The sequence below is a fragment of the Streptococcus bouchesdurhonensis genome, from assembly GCF_948472335.1.
This window is the reverse complement of sequence record NZ_CAOKTW010000002.1, coordinates 247,582-267,362: the sequence shown is the minus strand read 5'-3', so window position 1 is coordinate 267,362 and position 19,781 is coordinate 247,582. Positions and strand designations below refer to the sequence as shown.

Annotated in this window: 11 protein-coding genes and 4 pseudogenes; 1 reads left to right on the top strand and 14 read right to left on the bottom strand. The window is 41.0% G+C overall.

Going from position 1 to position 19,781, the window contains the following annotated elements:
- Window positions 1–2: 2 nt before the first annotated feature.
- A pseudogene (locus QMQ21_RS04065) lies at window positions 3–478 on the bottom strand (SAG1386/EF1546 family surface-associated protein).
- Window positions 479–529: 51 nt separating this feature from the next.
- Here QMQ21_RS04065 and QMQ21_RS04060 point away from each other — a divergent pair.
- On the top strand, window positions 530–733 hold the full coding sequence (locus tag QMQ21_RS04060) for a ferredoxin (RefSeq protein ID WP_161802646.1): 204 nt from the start codon (window positions 530–532) through the stop codon (window positions 731–733).
- Window positions 734–796: 63 nt separating this feature from the next.
- Here the strand turns inward: QMQ21_RS04060 and QMQ21_RS04055 are convergent.
- From QMQ21_RS04055 to QMQ21_RS03995, 13 genes and pseudogenes are all read right to left on the bottom strand, one after another.
- Window positions 797–898 (bottom strand): annotated as a pseudogene (locus QMQ21_RS04055) (group 2 glycosyl transferase); the annotation flags it as partial.
- 38 nt (window positions 899–936) lie between these two features.
- The gene (locus QMQ21_RS04050) at window positions 937–1,305 is read right to left on the bottom strand and encodes a hypothetical protein (RefSeq protein ID WP_261813962.1); all 369 of its coding nucleotides are present in this window, start codon (window positions 1,303–1,305) and stop codon (window positions 937–939) included.
- Window positions 1,287–1,580: a hypothetical protein gene (locus tag QMQ21_RS04045; RefSeq protein ID WP_261813961.1), complete on the bottom strand. Its 294-nt coding sequence runs from the start codon at window positions 1,578–1,580 to the stop codon at window positions 1,287–1,289. The genes QMQ21_RS04050 and QMQ21_RS04045 overlap by 19 nt, the downstream gene beginning before the upstream one ends.
- Window positions 1,581–1,754: 174 nt before the next feature.
- Window positions 1,755–2,689: pseudogene (locus QMQ21_RS19420) on the bottom strand (glycosyltransferase family 2 protein).
- Window position 2,690: 1 nt separating this feature from the next.
- Complete coding sequence (gene galE / locus QMQ21_RS04035; protein WP_023936965.1) at window positions 2,691–3,710, bottom strand: UDP-glucose 4-epimerase GalE; 1,020 nt, start codon at window positions 3,708–3,710, stop codon at window positions 2,691–2,693.
- Window positions 3,689–4,093 (bottom strand): hypothetical protein, encoded by a 405-nt coding sequence (locus QMQ21_RS04030; protein WP_261813960.1) that lies wholly within the window; start codon window positions 4,091–4,093, stop codon window positions 3,689–3,691. Before QMQ21_RS04030 ends, galE begins: the two co-directional genes overlap by 22 nt.
- On the bottom strand, window positions 4,071–5,204 hold the full coding sequence (locus QMQ21_RS04025; RefSeq protein WP_261813959.1) for an NAD(P)/FAD-dependent oxidoreductase: 1,134 nt from the start codon (window positions 5,202–5,204) through the stop codon (window positions 4,071–4,073). Before QMQ21_RS04025 ends, QMQ21_RS04030 begins: the two co-directional genes overlap by 23 nt.
- A gap of 235 nt (window positions 5,205–5,439) precedes the next feature.
- Window positions 5,440–6,051 carry an Abi family protein gene (locus QMQ21_RS04020; RefSeq protein WP_050207918.1) on the bottom strand — a complete coding sequence of 204 codons (612 nt, stop codon included), beginning with the start codon at window positions 6,049–6,051 and terminating at the stop codon, window positions 5,440–5,442.
- A gap of 958 nt (window positions 6,052–7,009) precedes the next feature.
- Window positions 7,010–7,753: a hypothetical protein gene (locus tag QMQ21_RS04015; protein ID WP_261813958.1), complete on the bottom strand. Its 744-nt coding sequence runs from the start codon at window positions 7,751–7,753 to the stop codon at window positions 7,010–7,012.
- A 132-nt stretch (window positions 7,754–7,885) separates the two neighbouring features.
- Window positions 7,886–9,862: pseudogene (locus tag QMQ21_RS19415) on the bottom strand (MiiA motif-containing surface protein); the annotation flags it as partial.
- 25 nt (window positions 9,863–9,887) lie between these two features.
- Window positions 9,888–14,165, bottom strand: coding sequence for a MiiA motif-containing surface protein (locus QMQ21_RS19410; RefSeq protein WP_425603952.1), 4,278 nt, complete (start codon window positions 14,163–14,165; stop codon window positions 9,888–9,890).
- A 17-nt stretch (window positions 14,166–14,182) separates the two neighbouring features.
- Window positions 14,183–16,495, bottom strand: coding sequence for a MiiA motif-containing surface protein (locus QMQ21_RS04000; protein WP_261813955.1), 2,313 nt, complete (start codon window positions 16,493–16,495; stop codon window positions 14,183–14,185).
- A gap of 35 nt (window positions 16,496–16,530) precedes the next feature.
- Complete coding sequence (locus QMQ21_RS03995; protein WP_261813954.1) at window positions 16,531–19,647, bottom strand: YSIRK-type signal peptide-containing protein; 3,117 nt, start codon at window positions 19,645–19,647, stop codon at window positions 16,531–16,533.
- Window positions 19,648–19,781: the final 134 nt, after the last annotated feature.

Below are 19,781 nucleotides of genomic sequence, written 5' to 3'. Positions count from 1 at the left end.
TCCTATTTTATTTTTATAACATCACCTGGATTAGCAAACCAAGATCCTGTAGCCATGTGCCCAGGATTCAAGGCCTCTAACTGAGCAATGGAGATTCCTGCACGAGCGGCAATAGCTGCTTCCCCTTCTCCTGCGAGAACTTTAATCGTTCCTTCAGGATTAGCAGCTTCTTCTGAACTACTAGAAGTAGATTCTGGCTCTGAACTCTGCTCAGGCTGAGAACTGCTTGAAGATGAGATTTGTACTACACTTGCATCAGAATCATGAAAGTCTTTTAAGGCTGCTGTGCGATTACTCCCCCCGATGATAGATAGATGAGAACGATGACCATCACCACCACAATTACAAAGAAAATACTAGCTAGGATCGTCAAAATACGATTAGCCATCCTATCAGCCCCTCCGTGGTTTCGATGCCGACGCTCTGCTCTTGCTTCTTCTTGATCATAAATATCTTCTTGCCACGGTTCTTTTGCCATACCTTACTCCTTGTTTTTTTTTACTTTTCTTATTACAATATAAATATGAACATGAAAATCACACTTATACCTGAACGATGCATCGCCTGTGGGCTTTGCCAAACTTATTCTGACTTATTTGATTACCACGATAATGGAATCGTGCGTTTTTACGATAATCCTGACCAACTGGAAAAAGAAATTTCTCCTAGTCAGGATGTCTTAGAGGCTGTTAGAAACTGTCCGACACGTGCCTTGATTAAAGATCAACACTAATCTCTCATAGTAAATTGACAAGAACGTTTCACTCTTTCTAGTTTAGCATATTTCCATGTAAAATTATAGTCTTTTCACTTTATTTTTTTCTGTAAAATCAGGAAGATCACTTTTTTCTTTAACGAGATAAAGTGGTCTTTTTTTAGTCTCCAGATAAATCTTACTGCAACTTATAATCTAAATTCCTCAATGAGAATAGACTTCTACCATTCTATTTCCTTTACCCTTTTTACAAATTCATTCCACTCTCGTCTACAATCTTTAGATAGGCATATATCCGTATAATTGAACGATAAATCTTTAATATTCTTCCACCAATCAAAAGAATTTCCCGCTTCTTCTGTTTCTATTCTTTTGTTAACTACTTCAACAATTGTATTATCTATCTCTTCCTTGTCATCTAAACTTAGAAATCTCCATTCAATTCCATTTGTATAAATTACTTTTTTATACCATAAAAGGTCTCCAATAAGTTGTCCCATCTCTCCAGTTATATGTTCAAAACTGTTCGATATGGTTGATTTGATTTTTTCCTCTGTAATTAAACTATAATTTAAATTCTTAACTTCCACGCATCCTCGAAGTTCCTTCCATTTTCAATTTTTATACTTTTCCTAGATTTGTTTTCATAAGTCTTATCTAAAATAACTATATCAGGAAAATTACTTAGACCATAATAAATTTGTCCCAAACCCCTTCTTTGTCTTCCGAAGACATATCTTTTTGATAAACTATCTTTTAAAGTTGGCTTAATTATATCAGCAACTAAAGGATACAGTTCAACCTCTACATAATTTTGTTTCTTTATTAGCCCGATTTCTTCAGTATAATCCTCTTTACTTAGCATAAAATAACCCTCCTGAATGTTTTATTTATTAAGTTATCGTCTTTGCAGTAAATTTATTCCACATAGTTCATTTATATCATGTCAAATCCCTAATTTTTTTAAAAATCACTCAAGTTCCAGACCAAAAGAATTATAATTACAAAAAAGTGACTGCGCCAGATAATTCCTACTTTTTCATGATCTATGATAACTTTTTTCTTTGATAAGATAAAGTGGTCTTTTTTTAGTCTCCAAATAAATCTTACTGATATATTTACCGAGAATCCCAATGGTCAAGAGTTGAATGCCTCCAAGAAAGAGAATAACAGCCATCAGAGAGGTCCAACCAGATGTCGGATTGCCCAAAATGAGGGTCCGAACCACAACAAAAAAGGTCATCAGCAGAGAAAGAAAACAAGATAGGAGACCAGCTACAAAGGCTATAGTCAAAGGGAAATCTGAAAAATTAACAATCCCTTCAATGGAGTAAAAAAAGAGTTGCCTAAAACTCCAACTGGTCTTGCCAGCCTGCCTTTCGACATTTGGATAGTCCAGATAGTGGGTTTTAAAGCCGACCCAGGCAAAGAGTCCCTTAGAAAAACGATTGGACTCAGTCAAACTTAAAATGGCATCGACCACAGACCTTCTCATCATACGAAAATCACGGACACCCGACGGCAGAGCTACTGGGCTGATTTTTTGCATGAGGCGATAAAAGAGAACAGCACAGAAACTGCGAAAGAAGGGTTCTCCCTCCCGACTAGTTCTCCGTGTCCCAACGCAGTCCAAGTCTACATTTTTGTCTAGTACATTTTTCATCTCAAACAACATACTAGGAGGATCTTGGAGGTCTGCATCCATCACTACCACCAAATCTCCTGTCGCATATTGCAAGCCTGCATAAAGGGCTGCTTCTTTGCCAAAATTTCGAGAGAAAGAAATATAATGAACTGCGGATTTTGCTCCCGATAGGCCTTTAAGAGTTCCAAGGTCCCATCACTTGATCCATCATCGACAAAGACATACTCGATTTCTGTTTCCAAATCTGGAAGTAAAGCTTCCAGAGCCTGATAAAAAAGAGGAAGTACTTCCTCTTCGTTTAAACAAGGGACGATGATTGAAATCATCATCTTAGTCTTCAAATCCATTTGGATGCTTGCTTTGCCAACGCCATGCGTCTTCACACATTTGGGTGATGTCGAGTTCTGCTTCCCAGCCCAGTTCTGCTTTAGCTTTTGCTGGGTCTGAGTAGCAGGCAGCGATATCACCTGGGCGACGTTCTACGATGCGGTAAGGAATAGGACGTCCCACCGCTTTTTCCATGTTTTGGATAATTTCAAGAACTGAGTAACCTTTACCAGTTCCAAGGTTATAAACGTTTAGTCCTGAACCTTTTTGGATTTTTTTCAAAGCTGCAACGTGACCCTTAGCCAAATCGACAACGTGGATATAGTCACGAACACCTGTTCCATCTTCCGTATCGTAATCGTCTCCAAACACTTGCACTTGCTCTAATTTTCCAACGGCTACTTGAGTCACATATGGCAAGAGATTGTTTGGAATACCGTTTGGATTTTCTCCCAAATCACCACTCTCATGGGCTCCGATTGGGTTAAAGTAACGAAGCAAGACAACATTCCATTCTGAGTCTGCCTTGTAGATATCTATCAAAACTTCCTCTAGCATGAGCTTGGTACGACCGTATGGGTTGGTCACTGAAAGTGGGAAATCTTCCAAGATGGGCACTGTGTGCGGATCCCCGTAAACTGTCGCAGAAGAACTGAAAATGATGTTTTTACAGTTGGCTTCTTCCATAGCTTTCAAAAGGCTAACAGTTCCAGCGATATTGTTGTCATAATAGGCAAGAGGGATACGAGTAGATTCACCGACAGCCTTCAAGCCAGCAAAGTGAATGACCCCTGTTGGTTCTTCTTGTTTGAAAATGTCACGAAGAGTATCTATATCACGGATATCTGCCTCATAGAAAGGTACTTCAACTCCTGTAATTTTCTCAACAACTTCTAAACTTTTGCGATTGCTGTTGACAAGGTTATCCACCACAACAACCTGATGACCTGCTTGGATTAACTCAATAACAGTGTGGGTTCCGATAAAACCTGCTCCACCCGTTAGCAAAATCTTTTCTTGCATCTTAATTCCTCGATTCTCGGATTATTTTTTCTTATTTTACCATTTTTGATAGGGAATGTCATTTGCCATCCTAGAGGGTAAGATAAAATTTCAGTAAAATGCTTATACTCTTCGAAAATCTCTTCAAACAACGTCAGCTTCGCCTTGCCATGGGTATGGTTACTGACTTCGTCAGTTCCATCCACAACCTCAAAACAGTGTTTTAAGCTGACTTCGTCAGTTCCATCCACAACCTCAAAACAGTGTTTTAAGCTGACTTCGTCAGTTCCATCCACAACCTCAAAGCAGTGCTTTAAGCTGACTTCGTCAGTTCTATCCACAACCTCAAAGCAGTGCTTTGAGCAGCCCGCTGCTAGTTTCCTAGTTTGTTTTTTGATTTTCATTGAGTATTATTCGCTTTTTACTAGGTTTGACATAGTTTTCAATTGGGTAGTTTTCAGGGTTCAAAGTCAACTCCTTGCCTTTGACCAATTGAGCTAGGTGGTAACCAATAATAGGACCAGTTGTGAGGCCTGATGAACCTAGTCCACTAGCAGCGTAGACACCTGCCAATTCTGGCACTGGCCCAAAGAAAGGAGAGAAATCACTAGTATAGGCACGGATTCCCACACGCTCAGCCCTTGAAGTCGCTCTAGCTAAAACTGGATAGTGAGGTAAGGCTGCCTCCTCCATTTGCTGGAGCAAGATTTCATCTACCGTCAAATCAAATCCCATATCATTTTCATGGGTAGCACCTAGGGACAATTTGCCACCTGCAAAAGGAATCAAATCCCATTCCCCTTCTGGCATGACAACAGGGTAAAATTCCATGTCTTGGGCCAGCTGATAATCTCGGAGCTGTCCTTTCTGAGGACGGACATCCACAGCATAACCCAAGGGTTCTAACATATCCCCCAACCAAGCTCCCGTCGCCAAAATAACCTGCTCAAACTCCTCTTCACCAATCTGGTAGCCTGATGCTAACGGTGTCAGAGTCACTTTTTCTTTGACCAGCTTGACATGACTGGATTCCAGCAAACGAGTCACTAAAAGTTGGCCATCTACTCTCGCTCCACCAGAAGCATAGAGCAGACGGTCAAATCCCTGCAAACCAGGGAATAATTCATTAGATGATGCTTGGTCCAGAATGGCTAATTGCCCTATCAAGGGAGATTCTTCTCTGCGCTGGAGGGCTAATTCATAGAGTTCTTCCAACTTGGATTCATCCTTTTTCAGGAGAAAGACTCCCGAACGATGGTAAAAGTCGATTTCTTGCCCTGATTTCTCTAAATCAGCTAATAAATCCACATAAAAATCAGCCCCCAAGCGCGCCATTTTGTACCAAGCTTTATTGCGGCGTTTGGAAAACCAAGGACTGATAATTCCTGCTGCAGCCTTGGTAGCCTGACCTTGTCCATGGTCAAAGACGGCTACCTCTAGGTCACTTTCTTTCGAGAGGTAGTAGGCAGCTGTTGTCCCCACAATTCCTGCTCCAATAATGGCAACTTTTTTCATTGTTATAATTTATTCCTTTTGTTTCACTCAAGGCACAACACAGAATAAAAAAGTTTTGTGCCCTTTATTTTGTTTTATACTAGACCTCCATACTATCTTATTCTTTCCAATAATTATCTATCTAAGAGATTATCCTATTCTTAATTGTCAATAAGTTCACCCAGTCCTCTGGAAGACCGTAGTGTCTCAAATCAACTTGTTCTCTACTTCCTTCTTCTAGTAAATTTTGTATTTTTTATTCCAAAAATTCTGGGTTTCTAGGGACATGGACAAAATAAGATGTCTCATTGCTATAAAATAAATAAATAAATAATGTCTTATCATCATTCTCTGAGTTTGTCTCCAATAACTCCTTATCAGAATGATGAAGAGCAGGTAAGGTATGGTGTAAGCGTTCATATAATCTGCCATTATATGAGCATATATTTCTAAGATATCGAAGTGCATTACACCAGGACAATAAGATTTTAGCTGGAATTTTATCATCCTTATACAAGAGCAAACTAATATAAGCAGCAACCTTATTTCGATAACCTGGTTGTAAGGCGACAAGAAATGATGATATATTTCCAAATGTCATTAAACGAAAAACAGTCCAAGGCAACACAACACCATATTGTCTAATCTGATTCTTTACTATGGAATCATCTTGTTTTTCAAAAATAAACCGCGATAAATGATACTTTGTTTTCAAGACAGTATCCTGACGTTTAGGGTTATCCTTGCAGTATTTAGATTGTTCAGAAAAATATAAATCATCGTCTTCAAAAATATAAATAGTTTTTTGGTATCCAAGCGTCAGAGCATCAGCGGTACTCTTTTTCAAAAAGACTTCAATTCTCTCCAATATTTCTTGAAGGAAATTTCTAAGGTAACTATCAAATAAGTAGGCTTACTTAGCTAAAATATACTGACGATTAACCAATTTACCATAAATCTACGCAATCCTTTTTATAAAATTCATCATCAACATTATATGAAAAATCCTAATGAGATTTATCTTTCATATGTTGATACAATTCTTCTTCTGTCAGTGCAGGTTCAATCGCCATTTTTAACGTAGTAGGTGCTAACACAGGATTATAAACTAATCGTATTTTATCAACTATATCAATATTTCAAGGAATATATTCCTTGAAATTTGTTAATTCAAATATGGCAACATTCATTCTAACAGTCTCCACTATATGAAAAAAGGTCACCTAGTTATACATTGCTGCACCTTTGATGACTTCTAATCTACCTAGATTATACCACAATAATCCCTATTAATCAATAGAAATATTTTTTAAGTGTAGTATATTGAGCCTAGAATAGTAGGCTACGGATTCTAAAATATTTCTAGAAATTAATTTGACTTTCTCAATCTCTTTGTTCATATCTTATTTCAATCTACTATATATGATATACGTATGGTTGGTTATGGAGAGCACAATCATCTGACAAAACCAAGTGATAGAGAGCGCTTACATCAACTCCTAAAGAAAGATGGATAGAAAGACGCTTTTCAACTTCTTTCTATCCATTACTTCCTTCAAGAGTCCACACCAGCAATTTTCAGTTCCATTTCATGAACTATCTTACTTGTTTCGTGTTTCTTCTTTATCTTACTCTACCATCAAAGACTTCTACTTGTACTAGAGGAGGAAGCATTCCCATTTAAAAGACGGTGTCCTGTTCCCAGAACCACTTCCCCACTAGAAGCTGGTATATTCCCACTACAGGTTTGCGACTAACTTTTCCTATCGTCATTATCCAGCAATGTAGTAACTTCTATGGTCGCCTGCGATATTTCAACATGTCGCTTATCTTAGCTGAGCAAGAATCGCTTTGAGTTTCTCAATCAACTCGTCTTCTGTGTGGTCAGACTCTTTCTCATTGGCTAGGAAAGCAACTGCTTGAGCGAGAGCTTCTCGTGCTTGGTCGAGAACTTTCGTATCCACATTTGTAGAATCCAATTCTGCTTCAAGCTTGCTTAGTTCCTTGACCAATTTCTTGAGTTCTGACTCTTTCTTACGACGCGCGATGAGGAAGAGAAGGAGCCCAAGAAGGGCAAGTAGACTGCCAATCATTACTACATATGAAAATTCAGTAGTTGTCTGACTATCGTCTTTCATCTGATCTTTTTCTTGATTTTGCTGGTCTTCTTTCACACCTTTTAAGGAGTCTATTACCTCTCTCACTCTTCTAACAATATCACGCAAATCGGACTCTGTCAAACTTTCGTCATTAAGAGCTTGTTTAATCTCTGTAAGAAGAGCTTTAGCTGACTCAAGCATTGTACTATCTATATCATCCAAATCTTTCAAACGACTTTCCAATCCTTCAACCAATCGAGCAAGCTCAGACTTGTCAACAGGACGAGTCTCGTTAGGAGTCACTGTAGTTCCTGAATTGTTTGGAGTGCTTGTAGAAACTGGCGTTTCTTGAGTCGAAGTGCTTGCTTGTGCCTGTCCAACAGTAGACGATGGAGTAGTAAGGGTCGTATTGCTACTATTGTCAATTGTCACACCAGGGGCTGGAGTATTGCCTCTGTTATCTGGTGTCACACTGTTGCTATTGCTGCCAGCAGGGTTGGTAGTAGCTCCATTGTTGGTGTTGCCACTGTTGCTAGTATCAGTACTATTATTACCAGATTTTTTCTCTACGGTTTCTGTCGATGGAATTTCTTTAGTTGTTCCATCTGGTAATGTGACAGTTACGTCTCCATTGTCTTTTACAACTACGTTGGTGGCTGTTGGGTTAGCTTTCGAAACGGCTTCTTTAACTTTGGCTTTTTCGGCTTCTGTTAAATGCGCTGGGTCTGCTACTGGCGTTACCTCTACCTTAGATTTCTCTACGGTTTCTGTCGATGGAATTTCTTTAGTTGTTCCATCTGGTAATGTGACAGTTACGTCTCCATTGTCTTTTACAACTACGTTGGTGGCTGTTGGGTTAGCTTTCGAAACGGCTTCTTTAACTTTGGCTTTTTCGGCTTCTGTTAAATGCGCTGGGTCTGCTACTGGCGTTACCTCTACCTTAGATTTCTCTACGGTTTCTGTCGATGGAATTTCTTTAGTTGTTCCATCTGGTAATGTGACAGTTACGTCTCCATTGTCTTTTACAACTACGTTGGTGGCTGTTGGGTTAGCTTTCGAAACGGCTTCTTTAACTTTGGCTTTTTCGGCTTCTGTTAAATGCGCTGGGTCTGCTACTGGCGTTACCTCTACCTTAGATTTCTCTACGGTTTCTGTCGATGGAATTTCTTTAGTTGTTCCATCTGGTAATGTGACAGTTACGTCTCCATTGTCTTTTACAACTACGTTGGTGGCTGTTGGGTTAGCTTTCGAAACGGCTTCTTTAACTTTGGCTTTTTCGGCTTCTGTTAAATGCGCTGGGTCTGCTACTGGCGTTACCTCTACCTTAGATTTCTCTACGGTTTCTGTCGATGGAATTTCTTTAGTTGTTCCATCTGGTAATGTGACAGTTACGTCTCCATTGTCTTTTACAACTACGTTGGTGGCTGTTGGGTTAGCTTTCGAAACGGCTTCTTTAACTTTGGCTTTTTCGGCTTCTGTTAAATGCGCTGGGTCTGCTACTGGCGTTACCTCTACCTTAGATTTCTCTACGGTTTCTGTCGATGGAATTTCTTTAGTTGTTCCATCTGGTAATGTGACAGTTACGTCTCCATTGTCTTTTACAACTACGTTGGTGGCTGTTGGGTTAGCTTTCGAAACGGCTTCTTTAACTTTGGCTTTTTCGGCTTCTGTTAAATGCGCTGGGTCTGCTACTGGCGTTACCTCTACCTTAGATTTCTCTACGGTTTCTGTCGATGGAATTTCTTTAGTTGTTCCATCTGGTAATGTGACAGTTACGTCTCCATTGTCTTTTACAACTACGTTGGTGGCTGTTGGGTTAGCTTTCGAAACGGCTTCTTTAACTTTGGCTTTTTCGGCTTCTGTTAAATGCGCTGGGTCTGCTACTGGCGTTACCTCTACCTTAGATTTCTCTACGGTTTCTGTCGATGGAATTTCTTTAGTTGTTCCATCTGGTAATGTGACAGTTACGTCTCCATTGTCTTTTACAACTACGTTGGTGGCTGTTGGGTTAGCTTTCGAAACGGCTTCTTTAACTTTGGCTTTTTCGGCTTCTGTTAAATGCGCTGGGTCTGCTACTGGCGTTACCTCTACCTTAGATTTCTCTACGGTTTCTGTCGATGGAATTTCTTTAGTTGTTCCATCTGGTAATGTGACAGTTACGTCTCCATTGTCTTTTACAACTACGTTGGTGGCTGTTGGGTTAGCTTTCGAAACGGCTTCTTTAACTTTGGCTTTTTCGGCTTCTGTTAAATGCGCTGGGTCTGCTACTGGCGTTACCTCTACCTTAGATTTCTCTACGGTTTCTGTCGATGGAATTTCTTTAGTTGTTCCATCTGGTAATGTGACAGTTACGTCTCCATTGTCTTTTACAACTACGTTGGTGGCTGTTGGGTTAGCTTTCGAAACGGCTTCTTTAACTTTGGCTTTTTCGGCTTCTGTTAAATGCGCTGGGTCTGCTACTGGCGTTACCTCTACCTTAGATTTCTCTACGGTTTCTGTCGATGGAATTTCTTTAGTTGTTCCATCTGGTAATGTGACAGTTACGTCTCCATTGTCTTTTACAACTACGTTGGTGGCTGTTGGGTTAGCTTTCGAAACGGCTTCTTTAACTTTGGCTTTTTCGGCTTCTGTTAAATGCGCTTCTGGCGTTAACTTTAGATTTCTCTACGGTTTCTGTCGATGGAATTTCTTTAGTTGTTCCATCTGGTAATGTGACAGTTACGTCTCCATTGTCTTTTACAACTACGTTGGTGGCTGTTGGGTTAGCTTTCGAAACGGCTTCTTTAACTTTGGCTTTTTCGGCTTCTGTTAAATGCGCTGGGTCTGCTACTGGCGTTACCTCTACCTTAGATTTCTCTACGGTTTCTGTCGATGGAATTTCTTTAGTTGTTCCATCTGGTAATGTGACAGTTACGTCTCCATTGTCTTTTACAACTACGTTGGTGGCTGTTGGGTTAGCTTTCGAAACGGCTTCTTTAACTTTGGCTTTTTCGGCTTCTGTTAAATGCGCTGGGTCTGCTACTGGCGTTACCTCTACCTTAGATTTCTCTACGGTTTCTGTCGATGGAATTTCTTTAGTTGTTCCATCTGGTAATGTGACAGTTACGTCTCCATTGTCTTTTACAACTACGTTGGTGGCTGTTGGGTTAGCTTTCGAAACGGCTTCTTTAACTTTGGCTTTTTCGGCTTCTGTTAAATGCGCTGGGTCTGCTACTGGCGTTACCTCTACCTTAGATTTCTCTACGGTTTCTGTCGATGGAATTTCTTTAGTTGTTCCATCTGGTAATGTGACAGTTACGTCTCCATTGTCTTTTACAACTACGTTGGTGGCTGTTGGGTTAGCTTTCGAAACGGCTTCTTTAACTTTGGCTTTTTCGGCTTCTGTTAAATGCGCTGGGTCTGCTACTGGCGTTACCTCTACCTTAGATTTCTCTACGGTTTCTGTCGATGGAATTTCTTTAGTTGTTCCATCTGGTAATGTGACAGTTACGTCTCCATTGTCTTTTACAACTACGTTGGTGGCTGTTGGGTTAGCTTTCGAAACGGCTTCTTTAACTTTGGCTTTTTCGGCTTCTGTTAAATGCGCTGGGTCTGCTACTGGCGTTACCTCTACCTTAGATTTCTCTACGGTTTCTGTCGATGGAATTTCTTTAGTTGTTCCATCTGGTAATGTGACAGTTACGTCTCCATTGTCTTTTACAACTACGTTGGTGGCTGTTGGGTTAGCTTTCGAAACGGCTTCTTTAACTTTGGCTTTTTCGGCTTCTGTTAAATGCGCTGGGTCTGCTACTGGCGTTACCTCTACCTTAGATTTCTCTACGGTTTCTGTCGATGGAATTTCTTTAGTTGTTCCATCTGGTAATGTGACAGTTACGTCTCCATTGTCTTTTACAACTACGTTGGTGGCTGTTGGGTTAGCTTTCGAAACGGCTTCTTTAACTTTGGCTTTTTCGGCTTCTGTTAAATGCGCTGGGTCTGCTACTGGCGTTACCTCTACCTTAGATTTCTCTACGGTTTCTGTCGATGGAATTTCTTTAGTTGTTCCATCTGGTAATGTGACAGTTACGTCTCCATTGTCTTTTACAACTACGTTGGTGGCTGTTGGGTTAGCTTTCGAAACGGCTTCTTTAACTTTGGCTTTTTCGGCTTCTGTTAAATGCGCTGGGTCTGCTACTGGCGTTACCTCTACCTTAGATTTCTCTACGGTTTCTGTCGATGGAATTTCTTTAGTTGTTCCATCTGGTAATGTGACAGTTACGTCTCCATTGTCTTTTACAACTACGTTGGTGGCTGTTGGGTTAGCTTTCGAAACGGCTTCTTTAACTTTGGCTTTTTCGGCTTCTGTTAAATGCGCTGGGTCTGCTACTGGCGTTACCTCTACCTTAGATTTCTCTACGGTTTCTGTCGATGGAATTTCTTTAGTTGTTCCATCTGGTAATGTGACAGTTACGTCTCCATTGTCTTTTACAACTACGTTGGTGGCTGTTGGGTTAGCTTTCGAAACGGCTTCTTTAACTTTGGCTTTTTCGGCTTCTGTTAAATGCGCTGGGTCTGCTACTGGCGTTACCTCTACCTTAGATTTCTCTACGGTTTCTGTCGATGGAATTTCTTTAGTTGTTCCATCTGGTAATGTGACAGTTACGTCTCCATTGTCTTTTACAACTACGTTGGTGGCTGTTGGGTTAGCTTTCGAAACGGCTTCTTTAACTTTGGCTTTTTCGGCTTCTGTTAAATGCGCTGGGTCTGCTACTGGCGTTACCTCTACCTTAGATTTCTCTACGGTTTCTGTCGATGGAATTTCTTTAGTTGTTCCATCTGGTAATGTGACAGTTACGTCTCCATTGTCTTTTACAACTACGTTGGTGGCTGTTGGGTTAGCTTTCGAAACGGCTTCTTTAACTTTGGCTTTTTCGGCTTCTGTTAAATGCGCTGGGTCTGCTACTGGCGTTACCTCTACCTTAGATTTCTCTACGGTTTCTGTCGATGGAATTTCTTTAGTTGTTCCATCTGGTAATGTGACAGTTACGTCTCCATTGTCTTTTACAACTACGTTGGTGGCTGTTGGGTTAGCTTTCGAAACGGCTTCTTTAACTTTGGCTTTTTCGGCTTCTGTTAAATGCGCTGGGTCTGCTACTGGCGTTACCTCTACCTTAGATTTCTCTACGGTTTCTGTCGATGGAATTTCTTTAGTTGTTCCATCTGGTAATGTGACAGTTACGTCTCCATTGTCTTTTACAACTACGTTGGTGGCTGTTGGGTTAGCTTTCGAAACGGCTTCTTTAACTTTGGCTTTTTCGGCTTCTGTTAAATGCGCTGGGTCTGCTACTGGCGTTACCTCTACCTTAGATTTCTCTACGGTTTCTGTCGATGGAATTTCTTTAGTTGTTCCATCTGGTAATGTGACAGTTACGTCTCCATTGTCTTTTACAACTACGTTGGTGGCTGTTGGGTTAGCTTTCGAAACGGCTTCTTTAACTTTGGCTTTTTCGGCTTCTGTTAAATGCGCTGGGTCTGCTACTGGCGTTACCTCTACCTTAGATTTCTCTACGGTTTCTGTCGATGGAATTTCTTTAGTTGTTCCATCTGGTAATGTGACAGTTACGTCTCCATTGTCTTTTACAACTACGTTGGTGGCTGTTGGGTTAGCTTTCGAAACGGCTTCTTTAACTTTGGCTTTTTCGGCTTCTGTTAAATGCGCTGGGTCTGCTACTGGCGTTACCTCTACCTTAGATTTCTCTACGGTTTCTGTCGATGGAATTTCTTTAGTTGTTCCATCTGGTAATGTGACAGTTACGTCTCCATTGTCTTTTACAACTACGTTGGTGGCTGTTGGGTTAGCTTTCGAAACGGCTTCTTTAACTTTGGCTTTTTCGGCTTCTGTTAAATGCGCTGGGTCTGCTACTGGCGTTACCTCTACCTTAGATTTCTCTACGGTTTCTGTCGATGGAATTTCTTTAGTTGTTCCATCTGGTAATGTGACAGTTACGTCTCCATTGTCTTTTACAACTACGTTGGTGGCTGTTGGGTTAGCTTTCGAAACGGCTTCTTTAACTTTGGCTTTTTCGGCTTCTGTTAAATGCGCTGGGTCTGCTACTGGCGTTACCTCTACCTTAGATTTCTCTACGGTTTCTGTCGATGGAATTTCTTTAGTTGTTCCATCTGGTAATGTGACAGTTACGTCTCCATTGTCTTTTACAACTACGTTGGTGGCTGTTGGGTTAGCTTTCGAAACGGCTTCTTTAACTTTGGCTTTTTCGGCTTCTGTTAAATGCGCTGGGTCTGCTACTGGCGTTACCTCTACCTTAGATTTCTCTACGGTTTCTGTCGATGGAATTTCTTTAGTTGTTCCATCTGGTAATGTGACAGTTACGTCTCCATTGTCTTTTACAACTACGTTGGTGGCTGTTGGGTTAGCTTTCGAAACGGCTTCTTTAACTTTGGCTTTTTCGGCTTCTGTTAAATGCGCTGGGTCTGCTACTGGCGTTACCTCTACCTTAGATTTCTCTACGGTTTCTGTCGATGGAATTTCTTTAGTTGTTCCATCTGGTAATGTGACAGTTACGTCTCCATTGTCTTTTACAACTACGTTGGTGGCTGTTGGGTTAGCTTTCGAAACGGCTTCTTTAACTTTGGCTTTTTCGGCTTCTGTTAAATGCGCTGGGTCTGCTACTGGCGTTACCTCTACCTTAGATTTCTCTACGGTTTCTGTCGATGGAATTTCTTTAGTTGTTCCATCTGGTAATGTGACAGTTACGTCTCCATTGTCTTTTACAACTACGTTGGTGGCTGTTGGGTTAGCTTTCGAAACGGCTTCTTTAACTTTGGCTTTTTGGCATTGTCTTTTACAACTACGTTGGAATTTCTTTAGTTGCTGTTGTGACAGTTACGTTCCATTGTCTTTTACAACGAAACGGCTTCTTTAACTTTGGCTTTTTCGGCTTCTGTTAAATGCGCTGGGTCTGCTACTGGCGTTACCTCTACCTTAGATTTCTCTACGGTTTCTGTCGATGGAATTTCTTTAGTTGTTCCATCTGGTAATGTGACAGTTACGTCTCCATTGTCTTTTACAACTACGGCTTCTTTAACTTTGGCTTTTTCGGCTTCTGTTAAATGCGCTGGGTCTGCTACTGGCGTTACTACCAGAGCTGTCTTGTCTGCTTTGTCGACTAACTGCTCTTTCGCTTTGTCTAACTTACCTTGCGCTTCTGTTACTTTTTCTTGCGCTTCTTGAACTTCAGCTGCTGTCGCATTGTCACCTTTAGCTAATACTGCTTTGGCTGCTTCCTTCGCTGCTGCAACATCTGCTTCTGCTTCTTTCTTAGCGGCTTCGTATGCTTGAATACTTTCTGGTGTCTTACCTTCTGTACTTACAGCTTCATCTAACTTCGCTTTATCCTCAGTTAGTTTATTTTTCGCTGTAGTTGTCGCTGCGGTTGTTACGGCATCTTCTGCCGCTTTCAAGGCTGCTTTGGCTGCGTTTACTTTCGCTAGCTCTGCTTGTACAGCTTCTGGTGCCGCATTGTCGTCCGCTATTACTTTTTTCGCTGCTTCCACTGCTTTATCCGCCGCTTCTTTTGCTTTAGTATATGCGTCAACTTTGCTTTGTGGCTTGTCATCTGTAGTTGGTTGACTTGCTACTTCGCTTGCTAAATCGTTATTCGCTTGCGTTAGAGCTGTCTTGTCTGCTGGTTTCACCACATACGTTACTCTTACGTTTTCTGTACTTTGATCTGTATAAGTAACAACAACGTCAAGAGTATGGTTCCCTACTGTAGTTGGATACTGTGTTCCTTCTTTCAGTACAGCTGATGCTTTGTTAGCTACATCTACAGCAGCAAGTAACTCTGCATTTGTAGGATTTTCACCGATTACTTTTGTAATCGTCTTAGTCGTCGGAGCTGTGTGTTCTGGAATAGGATGATTTTGGTTATTTGCTTGAGATTCAACATCGCCATTTCCTCTAGTAGAGGCTGTTGTGATATTTGTATTCCTGTTCACTTTTGTATAGTCAAGTGTAACCTTACCATTTGCTAGACTGATACCATCTGGTAAGGTTGTTGAAGAGCTCCAATTATTTCCTCGTTTAACCAGTGTTACTGTGGCATTGGTATTTTGTTTGTTCTTATAAGTTAAGGTCACTTTTTCTGCATCTGTCGGTAATGTAACTTCTACATCTCCATTTTGACGTGTAGCACTAGTTGTTGCACTCGGTTGTTCAAACTTAGCCTTAATTCGTTTAGTCTCTGAAATTTTCGTTGCGCTAGAAGCTTTTACCGCAACTTCCGTCCCGTCTTTTACTAAACTTTTTGGAAGGGTAAAGCTATTGCCACTAGCTGTAATTCCTGCAACAGCACTCCATCCTTGATCAGTTTTTCTAAAATGTTGTGTTTCTGAACGATTACTAGTTTGATTATGATAAGTCAAATCAAACTCAGTAGCTTCCTGCGGTACAGTAATTACAACCGAACCATCTGGTTGGGCTATACCACTTACATCCTCTAATCTTCCTAAAACCTTAGTAGTAGCTGCTATACTAAAGTCAGAGCCGTCCTTCTGCTGCTTAACTGTAACTGTTGAACCTGCTTCTGCTGTTTCAGCTTGGATTAGGATTTTGCCCAGTCCATTTTCATCATTTATAATCGAAATTGTGCTATCTGCATTGGCGTCATCCTTATTCCAGTTGCTACCAGTTTTAGTAAAACCAACAGTTTTTTCTTGTCCAGTAGCATTTGTATACGTAAGCATAACCTTAGTAGCTTCGTCTTGACCTACCATTGATGTTACCGTTAGAGTTTCTTTATCTTGTGAGATAGTTGGAGATTGAGGCGCTTGGACCGTCACTTTTGTAACCAAGTCATCTCGTGAGATAAACTTACTTTCTGATCCGTCCTGACTTGTAACAGTTGCATTTCCATCGCTATCCACTGTAACAGTCGCTCCTGGGTTAGCAGCTTGTAGAGCCTTCTTAATCTTTTCAATATCTGAAGAATTTAGTTTCTCTGGATCGGTTACAGGTACTTTCTGCTCTGGGTTGACTAACGGTTTACGGTTCTTTGCAGCTTCTTTTTGCTCTTCTGTCAGCTCCAACAAATCTTTGTGGGAAATCAAGCCACTTGTTCCATCTGGTTGTACAACATAGGCATCTCCATTTTGCCCAACGTTTACAGTAGCACCAGGATTTTTCTCCTGAACCTTCTGAGTAATCTTCGTCAATTCCTCTTTGGTTAGCTTATTTGGATTAGCTACCTTCACTTTTTCAGTTGGTTTTGGATTTCTTTTGGAGAAGTCGAATCATCTGCAGAATCTGCTTGCCCATTTTGTTTCACAAAATCACTGACAGCAGCTTCTTCCTCTTGTCCATCCGGTCTGGTCACCTGAACCTTACCATCATCTGTTATTTCAACTTTAAATCCTGGATTAGCATCTTCAATAGCTTTTTTTAGCTTATCTTTCTCGGTTTGATTTAGACTACCTGGATTTTCAACGGTAACTTTTTCTGCTGGGCTTACAAAGTCACGGCTAACTTCTGTAGGAAGTTCTAGTTTAAGCGATTCTGATAGTGGTGATACAAGATAGTCTAAAACAGGTTCATCTGTACCTTCCTTAACCACTGCCGTAACTAGACGAAGTTCCTCATTCCCCACCAATTCTTGTCTATACTTATCAGGAGTAAACTCAACTGTTCCATCCGCCTTAACATCACCACTAGCAAGAATAGTATAGCCAGTAGCTTTTTTAGGCTTATTATCAGAAGCACCTGTGCCTACAGCATCCACATCATTCCCACCTTTAACCAAGAAGGTTTTCAGTTTTGCTTTATCAGGAATATTTGCTGCTTCTCCTTTTGTTCCAGAGTTTGCTTTGATGATAGGTTTTCCTGTAGTCTTTCCTTTCAAACTCTCAGCTGTTGTTGCAAAACTCGGTTTCGTAAATGGAATGTATAGATAGAGTTTTTCTGTCTTGGTTGTATTATCTGCGGTTGTAACCGTAACAGTAATTTGATGGATACCTGAATTGGTTTTGTTAATAGTTCCTGTTAATGACTTCTTGCTACTTAGGGGTCCCTCATGCTCCACTTCACCCTGAACCAAGCCCGTGTTTTCTAAATTAGTTACTTCAATATTTTTGATAGACTTACCACCTGGAACTCGAACCAGCACTTGTAGTTGCTTTCCAGTATAACTGTCAAGATATAGTGCTTTATACTTACTTGTCTCCAAGCTAGAAGCTGCTCCGCCCTCTCCACTTTGTCCAAACCCAATACGAATCTGACTGCTATCGTAGTTGGCTACTTTAGCATCTGATGATTCAGACTCTAAGAGTGAAGTTCGCTTGCCTTCTGCAGTCAAATAAGACTGACCTGAAACACGTGACTTGACAGTATAAGAACCTTTTGTAATAACAACATTTTTGAAGGTTGCATTTCCATCATCACCAGCAATACTGGTTGCTACTTCTTTTCCGTCATGGTAGAGAACCATCTCTACACCTTTGGTTCCGTTAGTTGCAGTGATATCCTTTATCGTCCCTGCTTGCTTTTGCAAATCAGTATTTAAACTTGGTTTTTTCGGTTTCACAACAAAATTTAACTGAACCAATTCACCAGAACCGTCAGCAAAGATTCGCTCTACAAGATAAGATTTCACTCCCGGAGTATTGACGATAGTGTCTGCAGCTTCTTTGTTGTTTTCAACTTTGACGCCGTCCTTAAAAAGATTATAAGAAGTTGGATGTGATTCAGCATTATCCCCTACCTTATCCCTATTTTTAAAGTAAGATTCAAGGTCAATGCCTCCATCGCTTTTAGCAATTAAAGATGAAGAGGTACCTGGAGTTGTTGATACATTATTATTTTTCGGCTGCCAAATTCGCCCTTGTACAATCTGATAGTAGCCATTTCCTTCCAACTGAGTAGGATACTTCTCAGCCTGGTCTCCTTCATAAGCAGCTCTACCGTACCACTGATTGACTAGCAAGCGATTAACTGATTTCCCTGACAGCCTAAACCCTTTAACACCCAAGGCGTAATAGAGATTACGGAAAGTCGTATCTGGGGAAGTCGTCTCAAAGGTCAAATGGTAGCTATCATCACGTCCTCCGTCCAAAGAGAAGGTGTAGACTTTCTCGGTTTCATTTTTGATACCAGAGTATTTAGAAGCTGCCTTTTTCTCAACTTCAGTTGGGAAGTTTTTATCAGCATGGTAGTAGAAACCTTTCTGCACCCACCAGTTAACTTCTTCCTTGGCTAAGCCATCCAGACTATCCGTCCGATAACCATAACCTCCACTTTTTGCTGCCGCTCCTGTTGATGCAACAGTCCCCTGCTTTTCATCACTAATTCCATCAGCTGATTGTAAGGCCTTTAGGATTTGATCCTCTCCGTTACCTGCATCTCCACTAGTAGCAGTGGTGCCACCAGTCCTATGATCATAACGAGAAATAGTTACTGAGTTTGCTTTTACAGTGTGGTTTTTAGGTAGGGTAAACCAAAAAGTATTTGATAAGTAGTGGTGTGGACCCCGTCCTACTTTTCCCTTATTGATATCAATCTCCCATTTAAAACCAGTTTCTGTTTTCTTGACTATCCCGTAGATAAAATCTTTCGCTTCCGGAATACGAAACTCTTTTCCGTCCCAATATGCTCTTGAACGTTGCGAACCATAGACATAGGTTCCACGGGCATAAGGTGAACCTGCATGTCCATCTTCTAAAAAGTAGTTGATCCCATCTACATAAGCATTACTTGGCACAGCTATGTAGCCTGAAGGAACTTCTTGTCTGCTTCCTCTTGAACGAGGTTGAATCGCTGTTGTCACCAAAGTGTTTAACGGTTGTTCATCCTGTTCTGTATCATCCTCATCATCGTCAAGTGGAATAAGGTCATAGTCAGACTGGCTGTCTTTGAGCACCCGAGGCTGAAGGACTCCAGTGCTGCTTGTTTTGGCTGCTATCGTGTCAGCAGATCCTGCCCTTTTCTCTCTCACCTGAGGACTTTCTTGAACAGACTCTGGCTGGCTAGAGTCTACTCCAGTAGTTTTAGGGGCAGCTACTGTCTGTCCTTGATTAGATCCTTCCGCTGACCTCCCTTGCCCTTTTATCTCCTTTGTGATCTTGCCTTCAGCAAGTTGCTCAAGTACAACCTCCTTCGACTCTCCCTCATCCGACTCCTGCAGAGCCCCATCAGGGTTACCATCAAATCCAGCGACCACGTCATTAGTTGTAGCTGGAGTGACTGTCTCACTCGCTGCTACTGCACCGTTGGCAAAAAACATCAATGCGGCAACCGCAACACTGGCGGCACCAAAGTGGTACTTACGAATGGAGTAACGGAAGACCTTTTCTCTGTTAGACTTTCTAAAATCCATAACTCTTTCTCCTTAAAGATATGATTGAAGAGAACATGTCATTTTCCTCTTCAATTGACAATAATATTAAATAGCAACTTACGACTATTTACCCCACTATACCTCCTATGAAGAGTATACAGTCTAGTAGCAAT

What these genes read in the sequence shown, in the direction of transcription:
- QMQ21_RS04045 (WP_261813961.1), bottom strand. Translation starts at nt 1,580, where the DNA reads ATGCTAAGTAAAGAGGATTATACTGAAGAAATCGGGCTAATAAAGAAA.
- QMQ21_RS04030 (WP_261813960.1), bottom strand. Translation starts at nt 4,093, where the DNA reads ATGAAAATCAAAAAACAAACTAGGAAACTAGCAGCGGGCTGCTCAAAG.
- galE (WP_023936965.1), bottom strand. Translation starts at nt 3,710, where the DNA reads ATGCAAGAAAAGATTTTGCTAACGGGTGGAGCAGGTTTTATCGGAACC.
- QMQ21_RS04025 (WP_261813959.1), bottom strand. Translation starts at nt 5,204, where the DNA reads ATGAAAAAAGTTGCCATTATTGGAGCAGGAATTGTGGGGACAACAGCT.
- QMQ21_RS03995 (WP_261813954.1), bottom strand. Translation starts at nt 19,647, where the DNA reads ATGGATTTTAGAAAGTCTAACAGAGAAAAGGTCTTCCGTTACTCCATT.
- QMQ21_RS04060 (WP_161802646.1), top strand. Translation starts at nt 530, where the DNA reads ATGAAAATCACACTTATACCTGAACGATGCATCGCCTGTGGGCTTTGC.